Origin of the sequence: Bernardetia sp. Wsw4-3y2 (assembly GCF_037126295.1) — a bacterium.
GTDB lineage: Bacteria > Bacteroidota > Bacteroidia > Cytophagales > Bernardetiaceae > Bernardetia.
On sequence record NZ_CP147017.1, the window covers coordinates 2,680,716 to 2,706,179 of the forward strand.

Annotated in this window: 20 protein-coding genes and 1 tRNA gene; 11 read left to right on the forward strand and 10 right to left on the reverse strand. The window is 32.1% G+C overall.

Annotated elements, in window-relative coordinates:
- The first annotated feature begins 135 nt into the window (after positions 1-135).
- Positions 136-1,101 carry a VWA domain-containing protein gene (locus V9L05_RS10905; protein WP_338811914.1) on the forward strand — a complete coding sequence of 322 codons (966 nt, stop codon included), beginning with the start codon at positions 136-138 and terminating at the stop codon, positions 1,099-1,101.
- Positions 1,102-1,174: 73 nt separating this feature from the next.
- Entirely contained in the window at positions 1,175-1,957 is a 783-nt protein-coding gene (locus tag V9L05_RS10910) for a hypothetical protein (protein WP_338811915.1), read from the forward strand.
- Positions 1,958-2,009: 52 nt separating this feature from the next.
- On the opposite strand, the gene V9L05_RS10915 is transcribed toward V9L05_RS10910, so the two are convergent.
- From V9L05_RS10915 to menC, 8 genes are all read right to left on the reverse strand, one after another.
- The gene (locus V9L05_RS10915) at positions 2,010-4,952 is read right to left on the reverse strand and encodes a hypothetical protein (protein ID WP_338811916.1); all 2,943 of its coding nucleotides are present in this window, start codon (positions 4,950-4,952) and stop codon (positions 2,010-2,012) included.
- Between the two features lie 173 nt (positions 4,953-5,125).
- On the reverse strand, positions 5,126-5,740 hold the full coding sequence (gene nqrE, locus V9L05_RS10920) for an NADH:ubiquinone reductase (Na(+)-transporting) subunit E (RefSeq protein ID WP_338793210.1): 615 nt from the start codon (positions 5,738-5,740) through the stop codon (positions 5,126-5,128).
- 78 nt (positions 5,741-5,818) lie between these two features.
- Positions 5,819-6,508, reverse strand: a complete 690-nt coding sequence (locus tag V9L05_RS10925; RefSeq protein ID WP_338793209.1) for an NADH:ubiquinone reductase (Na(+)-transporting) subunit D — start codon at positions 6,506-6,508, stop codon at positions 5,819-5,821.
- Positions 6,509-6,590: 82 nt separating this feature from the next.
- Complete coding sequence (gene nqrC, locus V9L05_RS10930) at positions 6,591-7,382, reverse strand: NADH:ubiquinone reductase (Na(+)-transporting) subunit C (RefSeq protein WP_338811917.1); 792 nt, start codon at positions 7,380-7,382, stop codon at positions 6,591-6,593.
- On the reverse strand, positions 7,375-8,589 hold the full coding sequence (locus tag V9L05_RS10935) for an NADH:ubiquinone reductase (Na(+)-transporting) subunit B (RefSeq protein ID WP_338811919.1): 1,215 nt from the start codon (positions 8,587-8,589) through the stop codon (positions 7,375-7,377). The genes nqrC and V9L05_RS10935 overlap by 8 nt, the downstream gene beginning before the upstream one ends.
- A gap of 105 nt (positions 8,590-8,694) precedes the next feature.
- The gene (locus tag V9L05_RS10940) at positions 8,695-10,059 is read right to left on the reverse strand and encodes a Na(+)-translocating NADH-quinone reductase subunit A (protein WP_338811920.1); all 1,365 of its coding nucleotides are present in this window, start codon (positions 10,057-10,059) and stop codon (positions 8,695-8,697) included.
- A gap of 329 nt (positions 10,060-10,388) precedes the next feature.
- Positions 10,389-11,015: a hypothetical protein gene (locus tag V9L05_RS10945; protein ID WP_338811921.1), complete on the reverse strand. Its 627-nt coding sequence runs from the start codon at positions 11,013-11,015 to the stop codon at positions 10,389-10,391.
- 23 nt (positions 11,016-11,038) lie between these two features.
- A complete protein-coding gene (gene menC, locus V9L05_RS10950) occupies positions 11,039-12,088 on the reverse strand; it encodes an o-succinylbenzoate synthase (RefSeq protein WP_338811923.1) in 1,050 nt (349 codons plus the stop codon).
- A gap of 312 nt (positions 12,089-12,400) precedes the next feature.
- Between menC and V9L05_RS10955 the strand changes: the two genes are divergently transcribed.
- The 3 genes from V9L05_RS10955 to V9L05_RS10965 all read left to right on the forward strand — a co-directional run bounded on the left by V9L05_RS10955 (position 12,401) and on the right by V9L05_RS10965 (position 13,845).
- Positions 12,401-12,748: a HepT-like ribonuclease domain-containing protein gene (locus V9L05_RS10955; protein WP_338793203.1), complete on the forward strand. Its 348-nt coding sequence runs from the start codon at positions 12,401-12,403 to the stop codon at positions 12,746-12,748.
- Positions 12,749-13,111: 363 nt separating this feature from the next.
- Positions 13,112-13,185: transfer RNA gene (locus tag V9L05_RS10960), tRNA-Asn, on the forward strand.
- A 201-nt stretch (positions 13,186-13,386) separates the two neighbouring features.
- A complete protein-coding gene (locus V9L05_RS10965) occupies positions 13,387-13,845 on the forward strand; it encodes a DUF4174 domain-containing protein (protein ID WP_338811924.1) in 459 nt (152 codons plus the stop codon).
- A 61-nt stretch (positions 13,846-13,906) separates the two neighbouring features.
- Here V9L05_RS10965 and V9L05_RS10970 read toward each other — a convergent pair whose 3' ends face one another.
- Positions 13,907-14,995, reverse strand: a complete 1,089-nt coding sequence (locus tag V9L05_RS10970; RefSeq protein WP_338811925.1) for an IS4 family transposase — start codon at positions 14,993-14,995, stop codon at positions 13,907-13,909.
- Between the two features lie 143 nt (positions 14,996-15,138).
- On the opposite strand from V9L05_RS10970, the gene V9L05_RS10975 reads away from it, so the two are divergent.
- From V9L05_RS10975 to V9L05_RS10990, 4 genes are all read left to right on the forward strand, one after another.
- Positions 15,139-19,233 carry a gliding motility-associated C-terminal domain-containing protein gene (locus V9L05_RS10975; RefSeq protein WP_338811926.1) on the forward strand — a complete coding sequence of 1,365 codons (4,095 nt, stop codon included), beginning with the start codon at positions 15,139-15,141 and terminating at the stop codon, positions 19,231-19,233.
- Positions 19,234-19,272: 39 nt separating this feature from the next.
- Positions 19,273-20,622, forward strand: a complete 1,350-nt coding sequence (locus tag V9L05_RS10980) for a flippase (protein WP_338811928.1) — start codon at positions 19,273-19,275, stop codon at positions 20,620-20,622.
- A 115-nt stretch (positions 20,623-20,737) separates the two neighbouring features.
- Complete coding sequence (locus tag V9L05_RS10985) at positions 20,738-21,703, forward strand: glycosyltransferase (protein ID WP_338811931.1); 966 nt, start codon at positions 20,738-20,740, stop codon at positions 21,701-21,703.
- A gap of 93 nt (positions 21,704-21,796) precedes the next feature.
- Complete coding sequence (locus V9L05_RS10990) at positions 21,797-22,462, forward strand: methyltransferase domain-containing protein (protein WP_338811934.1); 666 nt, start codon at positions 21,797-21,799, stop codon at positions 22,460-22,462.
- 76 nt (positions 22,463-22,538) lie between these two features.
- Here the strand turns inward: V9L05_RS10990 and V9L05_RS10995 are convergent, their stop codons facing one another.
- Positions 22,539-23,300 carry a class I SAM-dependent methyltransferase gene (locus tag V9L05_RS10995; protein WP_338811937.1) on the reverse strand — a complete coding sequence of 254 codons (762 nt, stop codon included), beginning with the start codon at positions 23,298-23,300 and terminating at the stop codon, positions 22,539-22,541.
- Positions 23,301-23,381: 81 nt separating this feature from the next.
- Between V9L05_RS10995 and V9L05_RS11000 the strand changes: the two genes are divergently transcribed.
- Entirely contained in the window at positions 23,382-24,617 is a 1,236-nt protein-coding gene (locus V9L05_RS11000) for a glycosyltransferase family 4 protein (RefSeq protein WP_338811938.1), read from the forward strand.
- A gap of 7 nt (positions 24,618-24,624) precedes the next feature.
- Positions 24,625-25,464: a glycosyltransferase family 2 protein gene (locus V9L05_RS11005; RefSeq protein ID WP_338811940.1), complete on the forward strand. Its 840-nt coding sequence runs from the start codon at positions 24,625-24,627 to the stop codon at positions 25,462-25,464.

Below are 25,464 nucleotides of genomic sequence, written 5' to 3' on the forward strand. Positions count from 1 at the left end.
CTATAAATCACAGTTTTTGCTTACTTTCACTTAATTATTTTATTCAAAGACTTTCAAAAAAAGAAAATTACATACGCTTTTGTTGGTATTTTAGTAATAGAATCCCCAACAAAGACAAAGATTTTTTATTGTATTATGATTTGGAACAACGATTTAGGCATTCTTGAGACCGTATTTATTCTTATTTTTTTACTTTTATACGGTCTTTATATTTTCAGAACACACAAAAAAGCAAAGTATCTCCGTACTTCTTCCAAATATGTTTGGTTGAAATTTGTGTTGCGAGGAAGCTATTTTATTTTGCTTATTTTAGCTCTACTTGGACCTTCTTTTGGAGAAACCAAACAGGATGTGAAAAGTGTAGGAAAAGATATTTTTTATCTTGTAGATTTATCTCGCTCAATGGATGCTATAGATATTCAGCCTTCAAGAATGGAGCGTATCAAGCATGAACTCAAAGGAATTACAGCAGCTTTTCCATCTGACCGACAAGGAATTATCATTTTTTCATCAGAAGCATTTCTTCAATGTCCTCTTACGAGCGACCAAAGTGCATTGCGATTGATTTTGGAATCTCTAAATACTGGACTGGTACCAAGTGGAGGAACTGACTTTGCACCACCTTTGAAAATGGCTTTAGAGAAGTTTGCCAACGATAAAGAAACCAAAACGAATTCAAAAATTATCATTATGATAAGCGATGGAGAAGATTTTGGAGAGGAAACAGGCGATGCCATCGATGAAATTGAAGATTTGGGAATCAAACTTTTTGCACTAGGAATTGGAACAGAACAAGGTGGAAAAATACCTTCTGGAAGTGGGTTCAAAAAAGACCAACGCAATGGAGAAACAATTATCACAAAACTAAATCCAGAAGACTTGAAAGATTTAGCTAATCAAACAGGAGGAAAATATTTTGAAATTGGAGAAACTCAAAACGATGTGCAACGTCTAATAAATTCTATTCAATCTATTCAAGGCGAAGTAAGAGGTGTAAAACAAATAGACACAACGACAAATAAATATTATTACTTCTTATATGCAGCTCTGTTTTTGGCAATTATTGATGTTTTATTTACTATAAAAGTGATTAAGATTTAAGGAGGTATTATTTATTTGTTTTTGAAATTAAACATTTATTTTTACTCTATATATTTCAATTATACTATATTTTATGAATAAACTATTATTAACACTATTAGTAGGGCTAATTTCGACAAGTAGCTTACTTGCACAAGTTCAAAATGATGTAAAAAAGATTCTTGCTTCAAAGGATTTTATTGCTTTCAAAAAATATGCAGATAATTTGTCAAATAAAGAGAAGAGAATCAGTTCTCATTGGGAATGTTTGCGTGACTTAACGAATGAATTTCAAGAAGGTGTTTTTATTTTTGAAAAATCAGTTCCAGATAAAGACAATCCTTCATCATTTTCAGTTTATAGATTTCGTGTAAAACTTGTAACAACAGATAAAAATATTGCATACTACGAACTTAGCGAAAAGAAATACAAAAAAGTTGGAAATGAATGGGAAAACTATTTTGAAATCCTTGAAAAGTTTAAAAATGACAAAGCTTTCGATAAATTGAAGATTTCATTTAAGAGTATTTATCAAACAGACATTAATGAAAATGAATTATTTATAATTGATTTTGTATATGGAAAACATTGTGGTTTTGCAGGAATAAATCCGACTGGACGAGAACAAATTGAAGAATGGATTACAGCGAAAAATAAAACAGAACTGCTAAAATGGCTAACATCAACAAACACAGAAAAACAAGTATATGCTGTTGATGGACTATTTCAACTAAATAAAATGGGAGTAAGATTAACAGACAAGGAAGTAAAAATCATAAATTTTATATGTCATAAAAATGGTACAATATACATTTGTGGAGGTTGTATGTATAGCAGACAGGATATTAAGAGTGTTACTGAAAAATTTAAACTATAAAATCAACTTCTGCTGTTGTCGGTGTCCCATCGACGACTTTTTATTTTACCATCTACCTCCCAAAAACCAACTTCTGACATTCTTTATCCAATGTTCTGTAAAGCGTAAAAAGGCTTGTTTGTTCTGAATAAAAAAGCGCAATGGTTGTATTACTTTGTATTGTTTTTCCTCCTACCATTGTTCCGTTGGTATAATACAAATAGGTTTTTTGTGCGTGCATATCTGTAACAGCAATGACTTCTATACTTGCTCCAAAATTGAAATATTGAATCAGTTTTGTACCATCATTATCATAAGTTTTGCTGAATAATAGCTCTTCTTCTGACGAATAAAGCGTTAGTTTTTTACTATCTTGTCTTGCAATTACAAAGTTTTGTTCACGCTGTTTATCGGCTGCTAGTGTGAAAATTGCGCCTTGTTCGCCTCTTTCAAAAAACTTTCTATCCATTATCTTTCCTTCCAAATTAAAACGAATCAGTTCGCCAGCTTCGGTAAGCATACTTATTTCAGTTGTAGCAAGTGTATTTCCATAATCAACATGAAAGTCATTGGTAATATCAGAATTGAAATTGAGTGGAAAATTAGAATAACTCTGAGAATTTCGTTTCAATAAATTGACAATTCCGTTTTGTTCAATCGCAATCATGGCATCTCTACTACCTGCTCTTACGTGTTCTAAAGGAGCAGAAAGAGCCATCCCTAATTTACGAGGCTGCCAACCAGGGAGACTTTTGCCTGTTTTATCATACAAATAAACATTGCCTTGACTTGTTGCTACTCCAATTCTATAATTTTTTGAGTTGTCGTAATCAATTACAGAAAGATGCGTAATAAATGTATTTTCTGGAAAAGAAATTGGAAAACCAGAAACACTTCTTCCCAAACGGTCAATCAAATAGACCTTTGTAGGAGTGGCAATCAAATATTGTAATTTTCCATTTTTATAGGCATCGATTTGATAGACTTGTGGACGCATTGTTCCATTGAGATAATAATTCCAAAGTATTTTTCCTTCTTTCGAAACCAAATACAACATATCTTTATCATCTTGAACCAAAACTTCCTGACTTCTATCCAAATGGTTTCTGACCAAATAAGGAGGACTTTCCAATCGACTTTTAAAGACTGTTTTAGCTTCTTCTTTCTTGCTTTGAGCGACTAATTCAGCCGTTTTTTGTTGTTGAAAAATAATTGAACTTGCAAAACGCTTTTCTTCTCCTTCTGCTTGCCACGCCAAAAACTCTACTTTCAAAAGGTCGTATTTATAGGCTTCAAATGTTTTTTGCCATTCAGGAGAAACATTTGTCATCAGCCAGTTCCAAGAGCGAGGTAAGTCTACAATTACACTAACTGTCGAACGAGTTCCTATTTGTTCAAAAAACTGTCTTTGTCTTACCAATTTTCCCCAAACTCGTTCATTTTTATAGTCATCGATAAGTTTTTGAATTGCTTGAAAACTGCTTCCAACAACAATATATTTGCTTTCCAAAACTGTAAAATAAGACTGAGAAAATCCACTAAATCCTTCTCCAAACATTTTTTTAGGAAAATCAGCTACTTCAATACGTGTAATAGGTAATTCTTCATAAATCTCTGTCAATGGTTTTGTTTCTGATTCTTTTCCGTCTTCACTTTTTACTTCTATACGAGAGTTTTCAGCAAGTTGAGTCAATAATGCAACTGCTTTTTGTTTGTATTTTTCAGTTTGCCCATCTTCTGATTTTATTTTTAGGAAAGCTAATTTTTCTGGGTTCTTTCTATTCTCAGGCATTTCCAAGACTGCAACAGCAATTTCATTTCCTAGATTATCCAAAAAACGAGTTGGTGAAAAGCTATAATTATCTATGAGTGTTTCTTTTGCTTCAATCTGTTTTGGCAAATATTCCTTTCTATAATCTTCTAAGTCATGAAAATAGCTTTGAGGATCAGAAAGACCAATTCGATATAAAAGAGCCGTTTCTTGTGGAATGAACTGCTGTAAATCAATAAAATCAATCGATTTTTGACTTTCTAAAATAGATAAATAATCTCTTTCTGAACCTTCTTCTTGTGTCAAAATATAGCCATTGAGTAAAAGCAGATGTTCTTTCAAAGAGACATCAAGCATTGCTGATTTTGCCCAGTTCTCAAAACTAGAAAGCAAAGCTGTATTTTCTTCTTCTGTGAAAAGAGAAAAAAGTTTTGGAATTTGTGAAGCGGAAACATATAAATTTGCATCATCATCTTCAATTTTTGTGAGTTTTAAAAGGTCTTTGTTTTCCTTAAAAAAGGGCGTTCCTTCACTATTTGCTATTTTTCTGACAGCATCTTCTACTAAAAAAGGTGTATAACTTCCAATAAAAAAGTTTTTATAAATAACATAAGTAAAAATAACACTTTGAGTTTCATTTTTTCGGTTTGAATTCTTTCTAGCTTTTATTTCTCCATTTTCATCTGTTGTTTCATATTCATATTTCAGCTCATGAACAGTAATATCATTATACAATCTTTCTGAATGCGTAAAAGGGACTTTTTCTTTTAGTTTTTTACTCAGACTATTTATAATTCTTGACTGTAAAGACATGGGAACAAAAAACATCACATCGGCACTTGTTCGTGAAGTTTGGTGCAATGAAACATAAATTTTTCGTCCTTTTAGATAGTTCATAATATCCAAAGAATCTCTACCAATACTATCTAAAACGGTTTTGCGTGAATGATACGCTTGCAAGTAAGGCAAATTTCTAAAGGGTTGCCAAAAAGGAAGAGAGTCTATTTTTTCTCTCATACGTTGTGCTTCAGTTGTTTCTAAAACCAAAATGGCATCATTAGGCACAAGTTCCCATACAGAAGCCTCTCTATTATTATCCCAAATGACAAAAGAGATGGCAAGGACAAGCAAAACTCCTAAAAGCCCAGCAATCCCTAAAGTATATTTTTCTTTCTGAGAACGAATTTTCCATTGATTTTCTAACCACACACGAAAGCGCAAAAAACGCATTTTCCATTTTGTCATAAAACTATCATTTAGTAACTGATATGCTCTGACACTTTAGTGTCAGCTACAGTAATTCTTAAACAAAAAAACTACTTTCTTTTGATAAAAGAAAGTAGTTTTTAGTATTTTATAAAAATAGCATATTAAATTGTTTATCACAATCTAATTTCTTTTTATTTTGTGAAATATCTTTACAGCGTAATTCCCATAAAAGACATGAAAGCAAGTCCCATAAGTCCTGTAATGATAAATGTAATACCAAGACCACGCAAAGGCGCAGGAACATTTGAATATCTCATTTTCTCACGAATAGCTGCAAGTGCAATGATAGCAATCCACCAACCTACACCCGAACCAATACCATACACAACAGATTGAGCAAGATCATATTCTTTCTGAACCATAAAGAGTGAACCACCCAAAATAGCACAGTTTACAGCGATTAGTGGCAAGAAAATACCTAATGCACCATATAAAGCAGGAGAAAAACGTTCAATAACCATTTCTACAAGCTGTACAATAGAAGCAATTACAGCAATAAAGGTAATAAACTGTAAGAAACTCAAATCTACTTTTGCAAATTCTTCACCCAAAACTGGAGCTAAAGCACCTTCTTTAAGTAAATATTCTTGAATCAAATAGTTAGCAGGACACGTTACGCCCAAAACAAAAACTACTGCAAGACCAAGTCCCATAGCTGTTGAAACTTTCTTAGAAACGGCTAGATACGAACACATTCCTAAAAAGTAAGCAAAGACCATGTTTTCGATAAAAACCGAACGAATAAATATATTGATTAAATCCATTTTTAGTAATTGATGAATTGTTGGTTTAAAACACAACAACGACAAGATTTTATTTTATAAAAAATTTAAAGCAATAAATTAATGGTCTTCTACATAACCATTGAAATAGCGTTGTACCCAAATGATAATACCAATAACGATAAATGCACCAACTGGATTAGTCATAAGTCCGTTGTTAGGAATACTTACTCCCAATGCTTCATTCAAAGGAGCTATAATTGGAATATCTAGTAATGTTCCAGAACCAAAAAGCTCTCTAAAAAAGGCAACTACTAAAATAACCCAAGCATAACCTAAGCCACTTCCTAAGCCATCAAGAGCTGAATCATATGGTTTGTTACCCATTGCAAAGGCTTCCAAACGTCCCATAATAATACAGTTTGTAATGATAAGACCTACATAAACCCCAACAATTTTGGCAAGGTCATAAAAATAGGCTTTCAAAACTTGGTCTACCAAAATTACAAGCATTGCCACAATAGCAAGCTGTGCAATAATACGGATACGCCCTGGAATTACATTGCGTAAAAGTGATACAATAACGTTTGAACCAATTACTACAATCATTACAGCTGTTGCCATAACAAGAGTAGGAGCAATTTTGGCAGTAACGGCAAGAGCCGAACAAATACCCAAAACCTGTACTGTAATCGGATTCGAATCGTCTAATGGGTCTGCTACCAAACGACGACGGCGTTTTGAGAATAAATCTTCCGATTTTTTCTTTACTACGGTAGCCTCCATAGATTTAGCTGTTTCTGTTGCCATAGAATGTTATAGTTGCATTTATTGAAATACATTCAATAAATTTATAGTATTTTAATTAAATCTAAATTTTCTGTTTTTTAATCTATTTTACTAGAGCGACTTCTTTTAAGGAAGAGGCATTATAAGCAGATTTTTTTACTTTTTGCATATAATTTTCATACAAAGTGAAATAGTTTTTCAACATGTCATTAACACCACGTCCTGTGATAGTTGCTCCTGACATTCCATCTACTTTGTAGCCTTCTAAAGAACCTGGTTCTACGTTTCCTTCACCTTTAATCATTTCGATACCTAGTTCTCCTTTATCGTTATAAATAGTTTTTCCTGCATAACGACTTTCAATATCATCATCAGCGATACGTGCGCCTAGTCCTGGAGTTTCTCCTTTGTGGTCAAATACTGCCCCTTTTACAGTTTTCATATCTGGCTCAAGAGCGATATAGCCCCAAATATTATCCCAAAGACCATTTCCATAAACAGGTAAGATATAAGCAGTTACTTTTCCTGCATCATCTTTAAATTTGAAGACAGGAAGAATTTTTTCAGCTTTATCCTTCTTCTTAAATTCTTTACGGATACTTACTTTTTCAGGAATGATTTGTTCGCCATCCTCGTTTACTTTCTTCTCATCACCATTTACATCTACTGCAATAGATTCGATGTGTTTTGCGTAATAGGCATTTACTTGTTCGCCTGTTTCGCCAACCTCTGAAAGTGGAACGATAGCACTCAAAATTTGTTTCTGAGTATCTAAGTTTACGGCTTGTGTCTGTGATTCTTTTAAGAATTCTTTAGCGAAGCCGAGTGTTGCAGCAATAACGACAATCATTATTACTGCAAAGGTTATGATGTATGCGTTTGATTCTTTAGACATGGATTCTTTTTAATCTACGGTTTTTATTAGCTTGAATTACATAAAAATCTATCAGAGGAGCAAAGACATTCATAAGAAGAATGGCAAGCATAATTCCTTCTGGATAAGCAGGGTTAAATACACGGATAAGAACAGTAAGAAGTCCTATAAAAAATCCATAGACCCATTTTCCTGTTTCTGTTTGTGCAGCTGATACTGGGTCAGTTGCCATAAAGACAATTCCGAAGGCAAAACCACCCATAATTAAGTGATAATGAGGCATCATTTGCATAAAAGGAGTAGAACCAGCAAGGTTAAAGATAAGTCCCATAACCAAAGCTCCAACTACACCACTTACCATAATTTTCCAGCTTGCTACACCAGCAACGATAAGAATAATTGCTCCCAAAAGAGCCATTAAAGCAGATGTTTCTCCAATAGACCCAGGAATTACACCGATAAGCATATTATTGAAACTAAATAAACTTTCTGCACCTGCCCAGCCACTTGTAGCTGACTGCAAAGCTGCATCAACACTTGTTCCAACTGGAGCTTCTGCTGCAATAGATAATGCTGTTGCTCCTGTGTAACCATCAACAGCATTTTTTGCTCCACCTTCTCCCAAATATGTCCAAACCGTACCTGAAATATCAGTAGGATAAGCAAAATAAAGAAAAGCACGAGCTGTAAGAGCTACATTCAAAATGTTCATTCCTGTACCTCCAAAGGCTTCTTTTGCAATCACAACTGCAAAAACAGTAGCTAAAGCAACTTGCCAAAGAGGAATATCAGGTGGCATAACGAGTGGAATAAGTAGTCCTGTTACTAAAAATCCTTCATTGATAGGGTGTTTTCGAATTATTCCAAAAATAACTTCGACAATACCACCAGCCGTATACGCTACAATAACAATAGGCAATACTTGAATAGTACCTACCATTATAATATCTAAAAGAGCAGCATCAGGATTTCCTGTTGCTAAGAAATGTTGATAGCCTACATTCCAAATACCAAATAAAAGAGCAGGAACCATAGCGATAACTACTGTCATCATCATGCGTTTCAAGTCGATGGCATCACGAATATGTGCGCCTTTCGCAGGAGTTGTGGTAGGAGGAGTAAAGGCAAACGACTCACCAGCTTCAAAAAGGTAGTAAAACTTTTCAAGTTTTCCTCCTTTTTCAAACATTGGTTTTTGTTTTTCTAAAATATCATGTAAGAACTTCATACTTACGAATTTATAAGGTATAAATTAACCAAATTAGTTGTTTATTTTAATTAGTCTGAAAATTAATTCAAACTTTATATATCAGTTACGAAATTGCTAAGTTTTCTAGCCTTCACGTAAAAGTTGAATTCCCTGACGAACAATGTTTTGAATACGGTGTTTAGAAACATCTACAAATTCGCAAAGAGCTACATCCTCTTCAATCACTTCATAAATACCCAAACTTTCCATTCCATCATAATCTTCTGCCATAATAGATTTTACAAGTTGTAGAGGAAGAATATCCATCGGAACTACTTGTTCCATTACACCTGTCTCTACAAAAGCTCTTTCTTCTCCATTCAAACTTGTATCAATAACACGTTCTTTTTTAGGATTTAGGAAAGATAAAAGACCTAAGGCACGGTGGAAACTCAAACGAGAAGTAGGAGCAAGCCAACCATCACTTAAAAAGAAACGTGGTCTGTCACCTTCTGGAAGAACAGTAACTATATTATCATAAAAGCCAATATAACTGTCTTTTTCAATAGCTGTTCCTGTCAAAATATTTCCAGAAATAACTCTTACATGGTCTTGTTTGAGATTATTCTTTAAGAATTTACCTACCCTAGCACCAATATAAGTTTCATAATATTGTGGAGTTGTTACTTCTGAGCCTACAACAGCAATTTTTTTAGAAGCATCATAACGCCCATCTAAAAATAATTTTCCCATTTGGATAACTCCATAAGGCGCAATAGTCCAAACAACCTCCCCTCTATTAATAGGGTCAATATGATGAATCTGAACTCCTACATTTCCTGCTGGGTGAGGTCCTGAAATAGTATGTTGTTCCACATTACGTACATTTTGGAAGATAGCTGAAACTTCAGCATTTCCATTTGTAGTAAGGTGAATAGGTACATCAACCATTTTCTTTAGTGCATCAATACCTGCTTGAAAATATTGTACTTCATTTTTATAAAGGAAGTCATAATCAGGAGCTAAAGGGTTTGAGTCAAAAGCAGAAATAAAAATAGCACGAGGAGTTTCATCAGGATTAGCAACAATGCCATAAGGACGTTGAATAATGTTTATCCAAGCACCACTTTTTAAAAGTGATTCTTTTACGTCTTCTCCTTTCAGATTTGCCATATCAGATACGCTATACTTGGTAAAGTTTTCGTATTCGATTTGCTTATCTGCCAAAATCTTGATTTCTAAGAGTTTACGTTTGTCTCCACGCTTTACTTCTACCACTTCACCACTTACAGGTGAGGTATAAAGAGCCTTTTCTAATTGTTTATCAAAGAAAAGAGGTGTTCCAGCTTTTACTACGTCGCCTTCACGTACTACTACTTTTGGGCGATGCATACCTACAAAATCGGTAGGTTTTATGGCAAATGTTTCGGATTGCTCGGCAGCTCCTAATTGCAAGGCAGCTTTGCCTGCAAGGTTTATGTCGAATCCTTTACGAGTTTTTATGTTCATTGTGCTTGGCTGATACCTAATGATTCATATATTTTTAATCTTATGCAAATCTAAATAAGTTTGCAAAATAATTGAGGGCAAAATTAAAAAATATCTAAAGACTTTACACGTATAAATTTAATTTTATTCGATAAAAGTAAAGATAATTTTAAGAAATGCCATGTTTTTTCTGAAATAGTTCCTAAAAACCACTAAAAATCAAATTAGAATTCGATAAAAAGCTATTTTCGACTTACAAATCAATGTAAAGGAAATTTGTTTTGAGAAATTTTGAAAAGTCTATGGCTTTACATTTTGTATGAAGAATTTCGTATCAATAGAAAATAGTTTTATTTCCAAAATTCCCACCATTTTTTTCGATACGTATTTATCTTATTGTCTCTTTGCCATTTTTCTTGTTGATATTCTAAAGTCCCATTATCTTCATAGCAATTCCAGTGATTAAATGACTCTTCAGCAAGCCCAGTTTTAATGACTCTATCTTTATACATCATTGCACCTGCCCCATGTTCTTCATCCCAGCTACATCCTAACTCAAACCCATAATAAGCAAAGCCATTCTTTTCGCTATCCATTATATGCAAGAATGAAACACCAACATAATTTTTATAATCTTCTATCACATTAATTTCGGGCATTAATTCTTCATAGATATCTTTAGTGTTCGAATAATCATCTAAAAGACTATTTAACAAAGAATCTCTAACTAATTCAGAATTTTCATTCAAATATTTAATTGCATTGAACTGTGCCTGAGATAAAAGATATTTTTGATTAGTTATTACACCAACTATATGTGCTTTAATTATTCCATCAGAAGATTCTTCAGAATCTATTGAACTATAAGTTCTATTTCTAGCTTGAAATCCATTCCACGCAGGTAAATTGATCCATCCATCATGATCTTCTTTGATTATTGTATTTGTTTGAATTTCTGAAATATTTTGCGTATTCATTTTCTAAAAGCGTTGTTTGTGTTTTATATTTTATCGCCTCTTCTACTAAAAATCTCTCCATTTTCAATTTCCAAAGAAGACTCTATATTATTATGATATAATTTTCCTGTTCCTAATCCTTGTGGAAGTGTAGGATTATAATTGGCTACAAATTGTGAAATGGCATTCAATCCAATATTCGATTCTAAAGCTGAGGTAATCCACCAATCTATATTTCTTTCTTTACAGAGTTCTATCCATTCAGCCGTTTTTTGTAGTCCTCCTAATAAGGTAGGTTTGAAAATTAGAAATTGAGGTTTGATATAATCTAACATTTGCTTTTTGTCTTCCAAATTTACCAAAGGAATGAGTTCTTCATCAAGAGCAATGGGTAAAGGAGTTTCTGCACAAAGTCGTCTCATTTCATACCATTGATTTGCCATAATTGGTTGTTCGATAGAATGAATGGCATAATTTGATAGAACTTCTAATTTTTTTAGAGCTTCATTAGCAGGAAAAGCCCCATTTGCATCTACACGAATTGTAATTTTATTTTCATCAAAACGTTTTCTAATGGATTCTAATAATTTACATTCTTTTTCAAAATTTATTGCACCAATCTTTAATTTTATACAAGAAAATCCTTGTTCTAGTTTTTCTTCTAATTGACTTTGCATAAATTCAAAATCTCCCATCCAAACCAATCCATTAATAGGAATAGGTTTTTGATTGAGTGAAAAATCATTTTTATAAATAATACGTTTTCCATTATTTTCTAAATCTAAAAAAGCAGTTTCGAAACCAAAACGAACAGCAGGAAGAGAATCAGGAATTAAAGCAAAAATATCTGAAAGTGATTTTATAGAAGCCTTTTCTATTCGTTTACAGACATCAATAATTATACTTTCAAGGTTGGGTAGAAAATCTATACTTAATCCAAAAAGAGGCGATATTTCACCTGTTCCAATAATTTTATTATTATCCTTTTTTGATAAATAGATAAAATAGGTATCTCTTTCAGTCATTGTGCCACGAGAAGTGCCAGCTACGAAACGAAATTTTAAACGATGTTTTTTATAAGATGCAGAATACATAAATTAAGAGGTTGGAAGTGAAAGTAGTGAGAGCTTTACACAAAATTAAAATTACTTTTGATTAGATTATTAGATGAAATTACTATTTTTGAGGTCAAGAGTATAAAAAAACATTTTTTAATATGTAATTCTCTTAGAAGTTTTGTAATATTGGAAAGTAAATCAAATCTCTTTGTTTAAATAATTTGTCAAAAATTCCTTTACGATACTGTAGGTTTTACAACAAAATGAATAAAATTAGCTTTTCTATAGTATCTAAAGTAAAGCTATTCATTTCTCAAAAAACTACTTAAACCCAATCCCAAAACCCTTATGAGTCAAAGCAAAACAGACTTAGCACGTATACAAAGTGTTTTGGAGTCTATGTATGAAATCGAAAGTTATGTAAAAGGAGCTTCTCATGAAGATTTTCTAAACAATTCGATGATGCGTATTGCGACCGTAAAGCAACTGGAAATTATTGGATTGATTGTAGAAAAAGTTTCTGATGACTTGAAAGATGATTATCCACAATTACATTGGGAAGCTATTGAAAAGTTACATAAAGTGCTAGTACATGAATATTTAGGAATTAACTTCGAACTTGTGTGGGTAACGGCTCGTAAAGAAATTCCTGTTTTGAAAAAACAATTCGAACTTATTTTATCACAAATAGGTTGAAATAATTAAGTAATAGATACTCTTTCAACATAAAACAGAGGTTTTTAGAAAAAGGCAGAAAAAATTATTTTTTTAATAAGTCATTGTTTATCAATAAAATAACTCTGAATAAGATTAGCTCTGAGAAAAAAACAAGAAAAAAATAAAAAAAAGTTAGTCTGACTATTGTGTAATTTAAAAAAACGTTTTACCTTTGCATCAGCAAATGAGAAAAACAAGTCATCAAAAAGAAAGAAGACAAGTTTTAAAAACAAAAAAAAGTTTAAAACTCATTTAAAAATAACCATAATTTGTTTTGTTATTTAAATAAAGTTTTCATACCTTTGCAAAACATTATTTAAACATAATGAAGCCAGTTTAAATTCCTTCTTAGCTCAGCTGGTTAGAGCATCTGACTGTTAATCAGAGGGTCCTTGGTTCGAGCCCAAGAGAAGGAGCAAAATCTTAACAGGATATTATTAGATTACTATCTTTTATTTTCTAGTAGTTCTGATACTTTGAGATTTTCATAATTGAAAGATAGAAAAAAGCCTTTACAAATTTGTAAGGGCTTTTTTTATGTCCTTTCTTGCGTAAGCTAAAGTTAGTTAGTCATTCTACATTTGAAACAAGAATAGAAAAATAGAGTTGATAAAATTATGAAACTACCTATTTATTTTATTATTACTTTACTTTTTCTACTTCTATCTTGTAAATTTATGGATAACAAGACTGATTTGCTTGCTAATTACAAATGGAAAAATCGTATTTTAATTATTTTTTCAGATACAAAAGACAATAGTCTCTTTCAAAAACAAATGCAACTTTTCTTGGAAGACAAAGAAAGTTTGGAAGAGCGTGATTTGATTGTATTTCAAGTTTTTGAAGAAATAGGAATTATGCCTAGTAAGAAAACTATTTCTAATTCTGATACTGAAGAACTGAAAAAACAATTTGATTTTTCCTTTGCAGAAAATAAATTTGCTGTCTTTTTGGTGGGAAAAGATGGAGGTACAAAATTAAAAGTAGAAAATAAAATTCTGACCTTAGAAAAGCTATTCGGAACTATTGATGCTATGCCTATGCGACAAAATGAAATGAAGAAAAAGAAAGAATAAATTGCTTGTATTCTTGAAATATCTAAATGGATACATGGAGTGAGTTTTTTTATTAATTTTCTCACTCCATTGACAAAACTTTAATTTTCTGATTGAATTTAGTTTCTTTACTCATTGGATTATTGAGTATTTTTTTGATTTCTAGTAATCCATATCGGAAAAAAGAGTATTCATTATATCCATTTGAACAGACTCTTATTTTCGTTTTTTTATGTTTCCACTCCCCTACTTTGTAACACCAAACAAATGCAATAGAACAAAGAGCAAGTAATTTAGCTATTTTCTCTGGTTCTGTCAATTTTGTATTTTCTAGCTTAAAACCTTGTGTTTTTAGTGCTTTAAACAGCGTTTCTATTTCCCAACGTTGTTTATAAATTTCAAAAGCGTTTTCTAAAAAAACAGGTGAAGCTAGATAAATATATCCTTTTTGTGTTCTACTTACAGATAAATATACTTCTACACCATTGACTATAAAAACACCCTCTAAATGATACGTTTCTGAAATAGCCAGTCCTCTACACCAGGCTGCAATTGACTTTGTTTTACCTTTTCTAGTCGCTTTAAAATTAGACTTTAGTCGCATTACAAAATCAAAGTTTTTTCCTGATAAATAAGTAAACCATTTTTGACCTACAAACTCTCTATCTGCTACAATAGAAGAAATAGATAGGTTAGGAAAAATAGATAAAAAACGTTCTATTAATTCGATGCGTTCTTCAGTAGAAGAGTTTCCTTTTTTTGGAAAAACAGACCAAATAAGAGGCACTGAAACATTTTTATAAGCTGCTGAAAGTAACAAAATATTTATATTTTTTTTACCCACTTTCCAATTGGAACGGTCAAGACATAAAACAATATCCTTCCACTTATCAATACCTTGTAAAGAAACAATTAAAAGAGTAATTGCCTTAAAATCAAGGTTATAGTGATTTAAAAAGCGTTCAATACGACGTAAAGAGGAGCTGCACTCTACATTCCGTTCAAAAGCTGTAGCAATTTGAATCAACCCTCCTAATCCTACTTTTATAACAGCTATTACAAAAAGACCTATAAATTGAACTCGTGCAAAATGAAACTCTGTTAAATGAGAAGATAAAACAGTAACTAATTTTGTAACTTTACCACTAGAAGCATACTTTGCTTTTGCCATAATTGAGAAAAATTTGTGAGAAAAATTTTGTAAGAAACTCAATTATGGCTTTTTTTTATCTCGTTTCAAAATCTTTTGTCAGAGGACTGAGATTAATTTTACAGATTATTTTTGTTTTGCATGTTTTCTTATATAATAAAATTATGAAAAATTTTTACTGTACACTATTTTTTTATCTTGTATTCTTTTCTTTTGCTGATGTTTTTTCTCAATCTTTTCAAAATACGTATGGACTAACAGGAAATCAAGAGGGAATTGCATCAGTAGCTGTTGGAGATGGGTATGTAATCTTAGGAGATGTACAAGCAGGAAGTAGAAAAGACTTATATCTTTCGAAAATAGATGAAAGTGGAGAATTAATTTGGCAACGTACGTATGGAGATTCAAATACAGACGAAACATCATGGCATCTTCTCAGAACAAATGATAATGGTTTCCTAATATCTGCATCAACTACAGCTAGTTTTAGTTCTGTTGACAGAGTTTTATTTATTAAAACAGATAATAATGGAAATATTCAATGGCAAAAAACATACACCTACTCCAATTATGTAGCTCCTACCCATGCTTTAGAATTATCAAATGGAGATTACATGGTAACTGGATACTTTGCCTTTGATTCAAATAGAAATAATAGAAGTGGAATGGTTATGCGAATTTCTGCGACAGGTACTATAATTTGGTGTAAAGGCTATCATCGGGGAGGATTTAATGATGATCAAATTAGTCAGTATTTCATAGGAATTAGACAAATTCAGAATGGAAATTTTATCATACCAACAGCATACGGAGGTAATGGTTCTGGAACACCTAGTGGAAGATATGATAACTCTATTACTTGTATAGATGGAAGTGGAAATCAAGTTTGGGGAAAACGATTTGGAGCATCTGATAATGATGAGTTTAGAGTAATCTTGCCTATTTCTTCTACCGAAACCATAGTAGCAGGAAGTTATAGAAACACAGCTTCAGATTTAGAAATGGCTTTTTGTAAAGTACAACAAAACGGTACAATTACACAAAGGAAAAAGTTTGGCAGAAGTGGATTCGAAAGAGTTTTTTATGCAACAGCTACAGCAGATAGAAGTAAACTTTATTTTGTAGGCTACACTTCTTCTGTGGGAGGAGGAGACAGGGATATGTTAGTTTTATGTACTGATATAAATGGGAATTATCTTTGGAGCAAAGCATTTGGAGGAACAGGATTTGAAGAGGCTAGAAGTGTAGTGCTTACTAATGATGGAAATGGAATCGTAATTATTGGAAGAACAGCTAGTTTTGGAGCAGGACAAAATGATATTTATGCAGTAAAAATAGAGGATGATACAGATGTGCAGTGTAATCAAACTAACTTTACCGACCCTGTTGAAGATATTACAGGAACAATAAGTAATATTACATTTAATACAACCTCAATAACTTTAGGAAATGGAAATGCTTTAAACACAGGTTCTATTGCTTTAACTAAAAACTCTACATGTTGTACTGGTTCGGTAAGTATTACAGGAACTACAACAATTTCATGTTCTGCACCTAGTACAACTCTTTCTGCTTCAACAGGCTATACTTCATATTTATGGACTTTTCCTGATGGAACTACTTCTACAAACCGAGTGATTACCACCTCACAAGTAGGAGTACATTCTTTAAGAGCCACAAACACAAGTAATTGTGAGTTTTTTGCACAAACAACTGTAACTTCTTCAATTCCTACATCGCCTGATTTACTTCCTACTTCTTTCTCTTTACCGTGTGGAGGAACAACCACTTTATCAGCACCAAATGGCTACACTTCGTATTTATGGACATTACCGAACGGAACAACTTTAACTACTCAAGATATTACAGCAAGTGCAGCAGGAACGTATAGTTTGCAAGTTCAAAATGCAAGTGGATGTACTTTTACCGACCAAACTGATGTCGTTATAGATACAACACCGACAGGATTAGATTTACTTCCTACTTCTTCTTCTTTATCTTGTGATGCAATCACGACTCTATCAGCACCAAATGGCTACACTTCGTATTTATGGATGTTACCAAACGGAACGACTTTAACTACTCAAGATATTACAGTAAGTGAAGTAGGAACTTATACATTACAAGTTCAAAGTTCAGCAGGTTGTAGTTTTACTGATCAAATAAATGTAGTTTTGGACTCTACTCCAACAGGATTAGATTTAGTTCCGATTTCTTTTTCTTTATCTTGTGATGCAATCACGACTCTATCAGCACCAAATGGCTATGCTTCTTATTTATGGACATTGCCAAACGGAACGACTTTAACTACTCAAGATATTACAGTAAGTGAAGTAGGAACTTATACTCTACAAGTTCAAAATTCAGCAGGTTGTAATTTTACAGACCAAACTGATGTAGTTTTGGACTCTACTCCAACAGGATTAGATTTAGTTCCGACTTCTTTTTCTTTGCCTTGTGGAGGAACAACTACTCTATCAGCCCCAAATGGCTATACTTCGTATTTATGGATGTTACCAAACGGAACGACTTTAACTACTCAAGATATTACAGTAAGTGAAGTAGGAACTTATAGATTACAAGTTCAAAATTCAGCAGGTTGTAGTTTTACTGATCAAACAAATGTAGTTTTGGACTCTACTCCAACAGGATTAGATTTAGTTCCAACTTCTTTTTCTTTATCTTGTGATGCAATCACGACTCTATCAGCCCCAAATGGCTATACTTCGTATTTATGGATGTTACCAAACGGAACGACTTTAACTACTCAAGATATTACAGTAAGTGAAGTAGGAACTTATACTCTACAAGTTCAAAATTCAGCAGGTTGTAATTTTACAGACCAAACCGATGTAGTTTTGGACTCTACTCCAACAGGATTAGATTTACTTCCAACTTCTTTTTCTTTATCTTGTGATGCAATCACGACTCTATCAGCCCCAAATGGCTATACTTCGTATTTATGGATGTTACCAAACGGAACGACTTTAACTACTCAAGATATTACAGTAAGTGAAGTAGGAACTTATACTCTACAAGTTCAAAATTCAGCAGGTTGTAATTTTACAGACCAAACCGATGTAGTTTTGGACTCTACTCCAACAGGATTAGATTTAGTTCCGACTTCTTTTTCTTTGCCTTGTGGAGGAACAACTACTCTATCAGCCCCAAATGGCTATACTTCTTATTTATGGACATTGCCAAACGGAACGACTTTAACTACTCAAGATATTACAGTAAGTGAAGTAGGAACTTATAGATTACAAGTTCAAAATTCAGCAGGTTGTAGTTTTACTGATCAAACAAATGTAGTTTTGGACTCTACTCCAACAGGATTAGATTTAGTTCCAACTTCTTTTTCTTTATCTTGTGATGCAATCACGACTCTATCAGCCCCAAATGGCTATACTTCGTATTTATGGATGTTACCAAACGGAACGACTTTAACTACTCAAGATATTACAGTAAGTGAAGTAGGAACTTATACTCTACAAGTTCAAAATTCAGCAGGTTGTCGTTTTACAGACCAAACTGATGTAGTTTTGGATAACGAAGTAAAATCAGCAAATCTACTACTTGATAACCTTAGCTTACCTTGTGGAACAAGTCAAACTATTTCTCTAACAGAACAACACACTTCTTATTTGTGGACATTACCAAATGGCACAACTTCTACAAACGAATCTATCTCTACGATTTTAGAAGGACTTTATACAATTCAAGTTCAAACTACTGCTGGGTGTAGATTTACGGATTCTTTAAATGTTCAGTTTGTAGAAGTAGAAAAAGATTTAATTCAAGATAGTTTTGAGCTAAAATGTATTAATCAGTCAATTGAATTATCATTAAGGGAAAATTTTACTGAATACTTATGGGTATTTCCAAATGGACAAACTTCTACTGAAAAGACAATTTTAGTAAATCAAGAAGGAGTCTATAAAATAATTGTAAGCGATGAGTTTGGTTGTCAGTTTGAAGACACAACAGAGGTAAAAGCTACTAACCCTACACTTACAGAAGAAGATGTAACAAACGTAATTACACCAAATGATGATGGGTTTAATGATACATTTGTATTTCCAACTGATAATGCAAAACTGTCTATTTATTCTCGTTGGGAAGAAAAAGTATATCAATCTGATAACTACAAGCACGATTGGAATGCCAATAGCTTACCTAGTGGAATGTATTTTGTTATTGCTTACGATGCTTGTTCTGATAGTGAGGTAAGGCTATGGATTCATGTCATAAATGATTAAAATAAGGAAACATAGCAAATTAAAATAGACACTTGATAAATGGCAAAAATCTTTGATAAAACACACTTTCTGAAATATGCCAAAAATACGAATTGGCTAATTTTAGAAAAATTGCTGCAAATCATTTCTGGAGTATTTGTGGGTTTATATGTTGTTCGTTATTTGGGTGCAGAGCGTTTTGGTATGCTCAGTTATGCTCAAAGTGCAGTTGTTTTATTTAATACACTTACTTTTTTAGGAATCACAGAAGTCATTACTAGAGAATTAATAGCTGACTTTAAATTACAACAAAAAATACTAGGAACTGCTCTAATCCTTCGCCTAATTGGTGGAGGATTATTTTTGATTTCGATGCTTTGTTATATTTTTTTTTATGAACAAGATATTCAAACTCGCTGGATTATTGGCATTATTTCCTTTGGCTATTTTTTCAATTCCTTTGATATTGTCATTTATTATTTTCAAGCAAAAGTAATTTCAGATAGAAAAGTAAAAGCCTATTTAGTTGCTCTGTCAATAGGCGCAATTTTGAAGTTAGTTTTTATATTTCTTGAACTTCCTTTGATTTATTTTGCTGTTGCTTTGGCTGCTGAAAATATAATTTTGGTCATTGGTCTGTTGGTTGGCTATCAATTAGAATCAGAAGACCTTTTTAAATGGGAATTTGATAAAATAGTAGCTCAACGGCTTATTCTGACTGCTTTACCTTTACTTATTAGCAATGGTTTGATGAGTATTTATATGCGAATAGACCAATTAATGATAGAAAAAATACTTCAAGATAATGCTCTAAATGGATATTATGCTGCTGCTGTTCGGCTTAGTGAAATGTGGTATTTTGTTCCTCTTTCTATTTGTGCTTCTGTTTTTCCTGCTATTCTTCATGCAAAGGCAAGTGATGAAAAGCGATATAAAATACGCTTACAACAGCTTTTTGATGTTCTAGGTTGGTTTGCTATTTTGGTGGCTCTATTTTGTTTTTTGTTTAGTGACTGGATTATTTTATTGGCTTGTGGAAAAGAATATGCTCCTTCTGCTGAAATTTTGACTATTCATATTATAGGAGGTTTTTTTATATCTATTGGTGCAGTAAGTGGAAAGTGGATTTATGCCGAAAAGCTAGAGAAAATTGTCTTTTTCAGAACTCTTCTAGGGGCAATTGTAAATATTATTCTGAACTGGTATTTTTTGCCTATCTATGGAATAAAAGGCGCAGCTTGGGCAACTGTCATTTCTTATTTATTGGTTTATACAATTAGTAATTTATTTCATAAAAAATTAATTGAGTTAGTTCTTTTTCAAATTCGTATTTTTACATTTCCTTTCCGAATAAATCAATTCATACAAACTTATTTGGAGGAAAAAAAGAAAAAACAAGAAAAGGAATAGTATCTGATGTTGTTGGTGTCGCTACGCTAAAACACCCACAACGACATTAAAGAAATAAAATTGTATTTTCATTAATTGAACAGGCTTTAACCCTGTTTAAAAAAAACAGAAAGAAATGCCTACAAAAGTGCTTGTCGTAGTGGTGGTTTATAATGGAATGCCTTTGCTTTCAGAGTGTGTAGAAAGTATAGAAAAAAGCAGTAGAGAAGAATCTTGCAAAGTAGATTTGTTTGTAGTCGATAATGCTTCAAGCGATGAGTCAAAAGTCTATTTAGAAAAAAACGAATCAAAAATACATCAACTTATTTTCTTAGATAAAAATGTAGGCTTCGGAAAAGGAAATAATTTGGGAATGAAGCACGCTTTGGAAAACGACTATGATTTTGTTTTTTTATTGAATCAAGATGCTTGGTTTACTCAAAATTCTATTCCTATTTTAGTAGAAAAAGCACTTCAAAACCCTGAATATGGAATTTTGTCGCCTATACAAGTCAATACAGAAGGAACTCATTTTGACCCAAATCATTATTTACATTTAAAAGAAGTTTTGCCAAATTTAGAAAATAATCCTCATCAAGATTTTGACAAAATAATAGAAAGTAATTTAATAGAACTTCCTTTTACTAATGCAGCAGCGTGGCTTATTTCAAGACAATGTCTGAGTAAAATAGGAGGATTTGACCCTCTTTTTTTCTTATATGGAGAAGATAATGATTTGAATAATAGACGAGCTTTTCATCAGTTCAAAATGGGTGTTGTTACAAATAGCATTGTTCACCACGCTCGTTACAAAGGACATACACAGCAAAAAAAATCGTTTTCAGAACGAAAAAAACAACTTACGACTCGCTTTTATTCTGACCAAATTGCATTCTTTAAAAACATTAATTATTCATTCGAAAATAGAAAAGCAAAAAGTTTTTCTCATACAGCCAAAAGAGCTGTAAGGCATTTACAAAAAAATGAAATGGCAGAGTTTTGGGCAGAATGGAATGCTTACTTTCGTATCTTGAAAAACTTGGATGTTATCAAAAAACAACGATTAGTTTGTCAAAAAGAAGCTCCTCATTTTTTAGAATAAAAGGTTATTTCTAGCACAAGATTCTATCTTGTGCTTACTATTTTGCAAGCATCTGCTTGCTAAAAAAGACTCTTTGATTAATAGAAATTACAAATGAACAAAAAAGTAAAAAACGTAAAAGCCTACACAGGCACACGACCAGACATTATAAAACAACTTTCTAATCCAAAAAAAGTATTAGATGTAGGTTGTAATGAAGGTGCATTAGGTGAATCTATCAAAGCTCTTTTTTCAGAAAGTCATGTAACAGGAATTGATTATAATTCGGAAGCGATAAAGGTAGCCAAAAATAGAGTTGATGAAGCCTATACGATTGACTTAGAAAATGAAAATGCTTTGCCTAATTTTTTAGAAAATAAAGAGTTTGATACTATTATTTGTGCTGATGTTTTGGAACATGTTCGGTTTCCTTGGAAAATAGTCGAAGAGCTGTATAGTCATCTTTCTTCAACTGGAAAAATTATTATTTCTCTTCCTAATTTTGGTTTTTGGGAATCTTTTTTTCATTTATTAAATCAAAAATTACCGATGAGAGATAGAGGAATTTATGATGATACCCATATACGTTTTTTTATGCGTAAAAATCTGCCTTCGCTTGCTCCTCAAAATGCTGTTTTCAAGATTGCTTCACGAAATTATCGTCTGAAAGAAATAGGAAAAACACCGTTAGATGGAATATTTATTCCTATTTTGAATAAGTTACCCCTTTTTAGAGATTTGATTACTTTTCAGTTTATTATTACAATTCAAAAACCTTAAAGTCGCAAAAACAGAATTAATTATTGTATATCATCCTGCATTTTCATTCTCTGTGATCTCTGTGTTTAAAATGTATTTAGCATTTAGTTGCACAAAACAAAATATCTTCGTCTAATAATCCATACTTAAACTGCTGCTCAGAAGTAAAGTTTTTTGAGCTAAATTGTTGCACTTCAAAGCCTACATTTTTTATTTTATTCTCAAAATCAGTTCCGTACATACGCACATGGTCAGTTTGTCCGAAGGCTTTCAAACGCTCTTCTGAAGACGTAAGTGACCAATCTTCGTATGTTTTTTCTAACTTTTGGTCAAGTGGAACTAACAAAATAGCTTTTCCATTTGGTTTCAAAACTCTATAAATTTCTTCCAAGGCTTTTGTATCATCTGGAATATGTTCCAAAACATGTGAACAAAGCACCAAATCAAATGAATTATCTTTTTCTGGTAAAGCTGTCAAGTCATAATTTTTAGTGATTTTGGGATATTCATATCCTTCTTCAAACTTATCACAAGGCGTATAATCAATTCTATTTTTTTGAGATAAGTCTAATAAATTACGAAAAAGAGCGGGTTCGGGAGCGACATGCAAAACTTTCAATTTTTCTTCTTTACTATTTCCATTTTGTAATAAATTTTCTTTTTCCAAAAAAAGCCAAGTCAAACGATGTCTTTCTAAAGAGCTACAAATTGGACAATAGGCATTCGAACGAGCGACAGTTCCATACGGAAAAAATGTAACTAAATTATTCTGACAACAAGGACAAAAAACATAATTTCCTTTGAGGGTTTTTTTTAAAATAAATTCTTTTACTGATTTGGGAAGCCATTTAGTTGCCATAAAATTATATAAAGTCTGAGTAAAATAAATATAGAGTTGAGATTAACTTTGTAGATTTGTAGGCAAAAATACTTTAAAAAAATGAAACTACTTTTTCTTTCGCATTATGGAGAGTTGCTCGGTGCAAATCGTTCTTTACTTAGCCTATTAAAAGGGTTAAAAAATCATACTACTAAAAATATAAAACCTTTTGTTATCGTAGCTGAGAAAGGAGAGTTTACAGGGGAGTTACAAAAAAATGATATTGAATTTAAGATTATTCCTTTTTTGCTCAATATGCAAGTTATTTCTCCCAAAGAAAAAGGATTAAAAAAACTACTTCGTTCGCTGTTTTTTAGATATTCTGCCATTCAATCAAAAATGAAAAATGAAAAAGCAATTTTAAAAATTTTGAAATGGGTAGAGCAAAAAAATATTGATATTATTCATTCAAACTCCTCTGTTTTTGATGTGGGGCAGTTTGTAGCAAACGCCTTACATATTCCACATATTCAGCATTTTAGAGAGTTTGGTGATAAAGATTATTTTCTTGTTCCTTATACAGCGTGGCAAGATGTCCGTCAAAAATGGCAAAAGTTAGATGCTAAAATTGTTATTTCAAAAGCTATTCAGAATCATCATTTTCCAACTGAAAATAGCCGAAAAAATGAAGAAGGAAAACAAAATACATTTTTGATTTATAATGGAGTTTTTGAAAAGCAAGTCTTTGAAGATTTGAAAAAACAGTTCGAACAAACAAAAACTAATAATCAAACTACGCAAAAACCATTTATTTTTAGCATTTTAGGACTTTTACATCCAGCTAAAGGACAAAACGAAGCCATAAAAGCCTTTGCAGAAGTTCAGAAAAAACATTCAAATACAGTTTTACAGATTATCGGAAAGTCAAATTTTAAAGGCTATCAAGAAGAGTTAGAAAATTTAGTGAAACAATATTCTTTAGAAGAAAAAGTAATTTTTGAAGGTTATATTTCTAATCCTACCTCAAAACTTTTGGAAAGTGATGCACTTTTGATGTGTTCGGAAGCCGAAGGAATGGGAAGAGTAACGATTGAAGGAATGGCGTGTGGTTGTGTCTTGATAGGAAAAAACAGTGGTGGCACAAGCGAACTTATAGAAGATAAAAAAACAGGCTTTTTATATAATTCTGATTATCAACACTTAGCAAAACAAATGATTTTTGTACTAGAAAATCAAGAGCTTTGTAATGAAATAAGACAAAATGCGTTTGAGTTTGTGAAAGAAAATTTTAGTACAGAAAGTTATGTTTCTAAGGTAATAGATGTTTATGATTTTGTTTTGAAAAATAATAAATAGAAAAAATATGAAAAAAATAAAATTCGCAACCCTTACCATAGCTACTGTTTGTTACAATGCAGCCGAAGAGCTAGAAAAAACAATCCAAAATGTAGCAAAACAAACCTATCCAAATATTGAATATATTATCATTGATGGAAACTCAAGAGACAATACGTTAGAGATTATAGGCAACTATGAAAATAATATTTCGAAGTATATAAGCGAAAAAGACAATGGAATTTATGATGCCATGAATAAAGCCATAAACCTAACAAAAGGAGATTATATTCTCTTTATGAATGCTGGAGATACCTTTGTAAGTAATACAATTATTGAAGAAATTTTCACAGAATTGTATCAAAAAATTGATTCTAAAACGAATTTTCCTGATTTGATTTATGGAGATTATACAGTAATTAATAAAACCTTTTCAGAAACCGTAAAAGCAGAACCATTAGAAAAAACGTGGACAGGAATGAAATTTTGTCATCAAAGTATGCTTTTAAAAACAAATCTAGCCAAAAAACAGGTTTTTTCTGGGGATTATATCACTTCTGATTTTGAGCAGGTATATGAGCTTTATCAAAAAGGAATTTCATTTTATTATTTTCCTAAATCAATAGCCAATTTTAAAACGGACGGACTAAGTAGTAAAAATAAAATCAAAGTTCGTTTCGAATCTAAAGAAATTGTGCAAAGACATGATAAAAGGCTGAAAACAGCCCTCTCATTTTGGAAACTTATCGTTTGGACGTTTTTTGTAGAAACTTTGCGTAATGCCTTACCTACTTCTTTTTTTGAGAAATTGGAGAAACTAAAAACTAAAATTTTGGGAGGAAGAAAAAAGATTACAACAGAAGAATAA

Excerpts from the sequence above, each read along its gene's own strand:
- V9L05_RS10970 (WP_338811925.1), bottom strand. The coding sequence starts at position 14,995 with ATGGCAAAAGCAAAGTATGCTTCTAGTGGTAAAGTTACAAAATTAGTT.
- V9L05_RS10935 (WP_338811919.1), bottom strand. The coding sequence starts at position 8,589 with ATGAAGTTCTTACATGATATTTTAGAAAAACAAAAACCAATGTTTGAA.
- nqrC (WP_338811917.1), bottom strand. The coding sequence starts at position 7,382 with ATGTCTAAAGAATCAAACGCATACATCATAACCTTTGCAGTAATAATG.
- nqrE (WP_338793210.1), bottom strand. The coding sequence starts at position 5,740 with ATGGATTTAATCAATATATTTATTCGTTCGGTTTTTATCGAAAACATG.
- V9L05_RS10925 (WP_338793209.1), bottom strand. The coding sequence starts at position 6,508 with ATGGCAACAGAAACAGCTAAATCTATGGAGGCTACCGTAGTAAAGAAA.
- V9L05_RS10985 (WP_338811931.1), top strand. The coding sequence starts at position 20,738 with ATGCCTACAAAAGTGCTTGTCGTAGTGGTGGTTTATAATGGAATGCCT.
- V9L05_RS11005 (WP_338811940.1), top strand. The coding sequence starts at position 24,625 with ATGAAAAAAATAAAATTCGCAACCCTTACCATAGCTACTGTTTGTTAC.
- V9L05_RS10915 (WP_338811916.1), bottom strand. The coding sequence starts at position 4,952 with ATGACAAAATGGAAAATGCGTTTTTTGCGCTTTCGTGTGTGGTTAGAA.
- V9L05_RS10990 (WP_338811934.1), top strand. The coding sequence starts at position 21,797 with ATGAACAAAAAAGTAAAAAACGTAAAAGCCTACACAGGCACACGACCA.
- V9L05_RS10995 (WP_338811937.1), bottom strand. The coding sequence starts at position 23,300 with ATGGCAACTAAATGGCTTCCCAAATCAGTAAAAGAATTTATTTTAAAA.
- V9L05_RS10910 (WP_338811915.1), top strand. The coding sequence starts at position 1,175 with ATGAATAAACTATTATTAACACTATTAGTAGGGCTAATTTCGACAAGT.
- menC (WP_338811923.1), bottom strand. The coding sequence starts at position 12,088 with ATGTATTCTGCATCTTATAAAAAACATCGTTTAAAATTTCGTTTCGTA.
- V9L05_RS10980 (WP_338811928.1), top strand. The coding sequence starts at position 19,273 with ATGGCAAAAATCTTTGATAAAACACACTTTCTGAAATATGCCAAAAAT.
- V9L05_RS10955 (WP_338793203.1), top strand. The coding sequence starts at position 12,401 with ATGAGTCAAAGCAAAACAGACTTAGCACGTATACAAAGTGTTTTGGAG.
- V9L05_RS10940 (WP_338811920.1), bottom strand. The coding sequence starts at position 10,059 with ATGAACATAAAAACTCGTAAAGGATTCGACATAAACCTTGCAGGCAAA.
- V9L05_RS10945 (WP_338811921.1), bottom strand. The coding sequence starts at position 11,015 with ATGAATACGCAAAATATTTCAGAAATTCAAACAAATACAATAATCAAA.
- V9L05_RS10975 (WP_338811926.1), top strand. The coding sequence starts at position 15,139 with ATGAAAAATTTTTACTGTACACTATTTTTTTATCTTGTATTCTTTTCT.
- V9L05_RS10905 (WP_338811914.1), top strand. The coding sequence starts at position 136 with ATGATTTGGAACAACGATTTAGGCATTCTTGAGACCGTATTTATTCTT.
- V9L05_RS11000 (WP_338811938.1), top strand. The coding sequence starts at position 23,382 with ATGAAACTACTTTTTCTTTCGCATTATGGAGAGTTGCTCGGTGCAAAT.
- V9L05_RS10965 (WP_338811924.1), top strand. The coding sequence starts at position 13,387 with ATGAAACTACCTATTTATTTTATTATTACTTTACTTTTTCTACTTCTA.